Here is a 4,491-nt window from a genome sequence, read left to right as displayed (position 1 = left end):
TCAGGATATCCAGGATTTAAGGATTTACAGGATTAGGAAATGAAGGTTTCCCCAATTTTAAAATTAGTAAAAAGCAATAAATCAATTAATTTCTATTTCTTGGTGGTGTAACAAACAGGTAAGGGTTTAGCATTGCTAAACCCCTACATTTGTACTGAAGATTGGGATATTTTTTGAGTAGGAATTTTTTAAACTCCAGTAATTACCCATTACCTTTGTTTACAGAATATTGAGAAGGTACACCAATGTGAAGAGAATGATCCAAATAATATCAACAAAGTGCCAGTAAATTTCCGCCATTTCGATGCCCGTATGTTTAGTGGCAGAATAATGACCACGACGGAAAGAACGCCATAATACACCCAAAATTAATAACAATCCAATAAAGACGTGCAAACCGTGAAAGCCCGTCATTAAATAAAAGCAATTAGAGAAAACATTAGTAGTGAATCCATAACCTAAATTCATGTATTCATAAACCTGACCGGCTAGGAATACAGCCCCCATAATTGCGGTGATAAAATACCAAAACCGCATCCAACCCACACTATTTCTTTTAATTGCCATATCACCAAAGTGAATGACAAAACTACTAGAAACGAGGATGATCGTGTTAATGGCTGGGATAAATAATTCTACTTCTGTTCCTGCTGGTGGCCAAACTGCTGTAGTCCCTTTAAAAAACAAATAGGTGGCAAAAAATCCACCAAACATTAATGATTCAGAAGCGAGAAATGTGATTAAACCCCACACTCGTAAATCTGGATGTTCTTCATGCCCGTCGCTATGATGTTCAATTGGTGTAATTGCAGTCATATTATTATTCCTAGTAAATTTTTTCTAGTCTCACGCAAAGGCGCAAAGGCGCAAAGATAGAAAGAATTATCCTCAAAAAACCTCTGCGTACCTCTGCGTTTTAATCTGTTAGCGATGATTTATCATGTCCATAGTCATAAGGTCCATGAGTAACAACGGGTAGAACTTCCCAGTTTTCAATAATGGGTGGGGAAGAGGTTGTCCATTCCAAAGTTAAACTTTCCCAGGGGTTATCACCTGCGAGTTCACCGTTTTTCCAACTGAAAATGGCGTTTAAGGCGAAGGGAATGACAGAAATACCCAAAAGGATTGCGCCAATGGTGCAAAGCTGGTTTAAGCTGGTAAATTGGGGGTCATACATGGCAACTCGGCGGGGCATTCCTTGTAACCCTAGTTTGTGCATGGGTAGGAATGTGAGGTTTGTGCCGATGAAGGTGAGGACAAAATGAACTCGTCCCCAGGTTTCGTTCATCATTCTGCCGGTGATTTTGGGAAACCAGTGATAGATACCTGCGTAAATCCCAAAGACTGAACCACCAAATAAGACGTAGTGGAAATGACCGACTACATAATAGGTGTCGTGAACGTGAACGTCAAAGGGGGCTGTTCCCATGGTTACGCCGCTTAAACCGCCCATGACGAACATGGAAAGTAAACCAATGGCGAATAACATGGCGCTGGTGAAACGGATTTTTCCTCCCCAGAGAGTTGCTACCCAACCGAAGATTTTCACACCTGTGGGAACTGCAACTATGAGTGTGGAAATGGTGAAGAACATCCGCATCCAACCGGGTGTGCCACTGGTGAACATATGGTGAACCCAAACGAATAAACCAACGACACAAATGGCGACTGTGGAAAAGGCGATCGCTTTATAACCAAATATCGGTTTCCGGGCGTGGGTGGGAATAATTTCGGACATAATCCCGAAAATCGGCAGAATCATTAAATAAACCGCCGGATGGGAATAAAACCAAAATAAATGTTGGTAAATAATGACGTTACCACCTGCATCTGGTTTGAAGAAGGATGTGCCGAAGTTAATATCAAATAACAGCAAAACTAAACCGGCTGCTAATACGGGAGTAGAGAAAAGGGCAAGGATAGAAGTTGCTAAAATTGCCCAACAAAATAGGGGAACTTGATCCCATTTCATGCTGGGAACTTTCATCATCAAAATGGTGATGACAAAGTTAAGTGAACCTAAAATTGAAGAAGTTCCTACCAAAACAATCGCTAAAATCCACATTGTTTGGGCGTTATTGGCAGTAACTAGACTTAATGGTGGGTAAGCTGTCCAACCTGATTGAGAACCACCAAAGATAAAACTACCTAATAATAGTAATCCGGCGGGGGGATTTAACCAAAAGGCGATCGCATTTAATTTAGGAAAAGCCATATCTCTAGCACCCATCATCAAGGGGACTAGATAGTTACCAAATCCACCAATTGCACTGGGAACAATCCACAAGAAAATCATGATTGTGCCATGATTTGTCATGAAGGCATTGTACAGATTTGGATCAAGAAAGTCCGAGTCCGGTGTGGCTAATTCGGCGCGAAGGGCGATCGCCATTAACCCACCAATTAGATAGAATGCAAAGGCTGTCACCAAGTATTGAATCCCAATAACTTTGTGATCAGTATTAAATGTGAAATAATCTCGAACTTTCCAGGCTGGGGGATGAGAACTATGAGTAATCAGCCGGGTTGTTGATTCGCTTGCATCAGGTGGGGGATTAACTGGAAAATTTACTTGTGTCATATTTTTGTTAGTTGTCTTTTGTCAGTTTTCAGTTATTAGCTAATAATTACTAATGACTCATAACTAATGACTTAAGATCTGCTGGAGTTACTTCCAAATTGTGAATGTAGGGGTCAAGAAATTCTGACGGAGATAAATTCTCCAAATTAACTGCTACAGCACGATTCATATCTTGCTTTTGGGCAATCTGGTTTTCACTCATCCAAGCATCATAATCTGCTTGTTCATGGACGATTACTTGCGATCGCATTGAACCGTGATAACCACCACACAATTCTGCACAAACTACCGGATAAGTACCAGTTTTTGTAGCTGTAAATCGCAGTTGTGTAGGAACTCCAGGAATAGCATCTTGTTTCAGACGAAATTGGGGAACCCAAAAAGAATGAATCACATCATCTGCGGATAAATTCAATTGCACATCAGCACCGATAGGAACGTGCAATTCTCCAGCAGAAATACCACTTACAGGGTAATTAAATAACCACGCAAATTGTATACCCTTAACATCTACAACCAAATCAGCCGGTTTATTTTTGGTTTGCGGATTTTCACCAATCCCAATATTAGCTATTTGACTAACATTCATAGCACCCGCTGACTCATGGTGAGGATGACTACCCACACCAAAACCACCCATTTGGTTATAAATATCAACACTATAAATACCTAAAACAATCACAATTACCGTAGGAATTGCCGTCCAAAAAATTTCTAAACTCAAGTTACCTTCTACAGGTGTACCATCAGAGTTATCTCCTTTGCGTCGTCTATAGATAACTAGAAACAGCAGAATCGTCCCTTCAACAATTAAGAAAAGAGCGACCGCAATTGTTAACATGATATTGAAAAAACCATCCACCAAAGGAGCTTGTTGCGATGCTGCTTCCGGTAATAAATGATGATTTTGACCAACCCAGATACTGATAGGGGCTATGATCATCCCAGCTAACAGTGTCCACAGCGAAACAGGAACTTTTTGCATAAATGCTACCTGCTTTGTAAATAGTAGTAAAACCAGAGTCAACAGATTTTGCATTGACTCCACCAGACAAGTGTAGAGCTTGAGGATTTTAGATTGGTGGTTTTTGATTAATTCCGCCCTGAAGAGGCCGGGAAGCTGTCCCGAAAATTCCCAATCCAAAATCTGAAATTTTTCGGTCAGTAAAGATAGACTTTTGTAGCCACAGAATTATTTTCTGAGGACAAAATTATCTTTGATATTTTCACTATTACTGTTCTAACTTGTATCTAATCAAAAATCGGTAAACTTCCATATTTTTTCATATTGATAACCACAAAATCCTCGACTTATTGAAGAAATCGAGGATCTAAGAGGTTGATATTTTCATAAATCAAATAGCAGCAGAAAAAATAGTAGCAAGGATGATTTTTTTGAGATGATAGCAACTTACAATTTACGTTTCTGTTTACCGCAAACCTTTTAACCAACTACGGTAAATATTAAGATTCCCCTCTAATTACCTTGCCTATAAACTTAACCAAAATAACCGATGTTTTGCAGGACATTACACCGTTAAATATTACCAAAGATGTTATTTGTCTAATGTTACATGACTATAACAATTCTTGGGACAAATCCGAGAACAAGCTTCACACCCAATACAATTTTCTGGATGAGTAACAACCATTACTTTCCGTTCCACTTCTTCCTCATCTTCATCTTCGACAAATTCACCTTCTTCGTTTAAAGGCATTAAGCCCAAAACTTTATGACCACAAACTTTCATACATCTGCCACAACCGATACATTTGTCTTTGTTTATTTCTTGGGCAAATTTAGGAGTCCAATCAGTACCTCCAAAGGTCAATCCTGTTAATGTAGCCATGAATAAAACCTCAGCAATTTTAGCTAGATATTAGTTAATCCTTTAATATTCATACTAGCC

General features: G+C 39.3%; 4 protein-coding genes. All 4 read right to left on the bottom strand.

Annotation, left to right across the window (positions count from 1 at the left end; all coding sequences use genetic code 11):
- Positions 1-219: 219 nt before the first annotated feature.
- The 4 genes from IQ228_RS21835 to fdxB all read right to left on the bottom strand — a co-directional run bounded on the left by IQ228_RS21835 (position 220) and on the right by fdxB (position 4,431).
- Entirely contained in the window at positions 220-816 is a 597-nt protein-coding gene (locus IQ228_RS21835; RefSeq protein ID WP_015078454.1) for a heme-copper oxidase subunit III, read from the bottom strand.
- A 100-nt stretch (positions 817-916) separates the two neighbouring features.
- A complete protein-coding gene (gene ctaD, locus IQ228_RS21830; RefSeq protein WP_027401865.1) occupies positions 917-2,581 on the bottom strand; it encodes a cytochrome c oxidase subunit I in 1,665 nt (554 codons plus the stop codon).
- A gap of 49 nt (positions 2,582-2,630) precedes the next feature.
- Positions 2,631-3,566, bottom strand: coding sequence for a cytochrome c oxidase subunit II (gene coxB / locus IQ228_RS21825; protein WP_027401866.1), 936 nt, complete (start codon positions 3,564-3,566; stop codon positions 2,631-2,633).
- 571 nt (positions 3,567-4,137) lie between these two features.
- The gene (fdxB, locus tag IQ228_RS21820) at positions 4,138-4,431 is read right to left on the bottom strand and encodes a ferredoxin III, nif-specific (protein ID WP_027401867.1); all 294 of its coding nucleotides are present in this window, start codon (positions 4,429-4,431) and stop codon (positions 4,138-4,140) included.
- Between the last annotated feature and the right edge of the window lie 60 nt (positions 4,432-4,491).

This window comes from Dolichospermum sp. LEGE 00246, assembly GCF_015207865.1.
Taxonomy (GTDB): Bacteria; Cyanobacteriota; Cyanobacteriia; order Cyanobacteriales; family Nostocaceae; genus Dolichospermum; species Dolichospermum heterosporum.
Note: the sequence above shows the minus strand (reverse complement) of the source record. Positions and strands in the feature narration are given on the sequence as shown.

Bases quoted from the DNA above. Each gene is read 5' to 3' on its own strand.
- IQ228_RS21835 (WP_015078454.1), bottom strand. From the start codon at position 816: ATGACTGCAATTACACCAATTGAACATCATAGCGACGGGCATGAAGAA.
- ctaD (WP_027401865.1), bottom strand. From the start codon at position 2,581: ATGACACAAGTAAATTTTCCAGTTAATCCCCCACCTGATGCAAGCGAA.
- coxB (WP_027401866.1), bottom strand. From the start codon at position 3,566: ATGCAAAAAGTTCCTGTTTCGCTGTGGACACTGTTAGCTGGGATGATC.
- fdxB (WP_027401867.1), bottom strand. From the start codon at position 4,431: ATGGCTACATTAACAGGATTGACCTTTGGAGGTACTGATTGGACTCCT.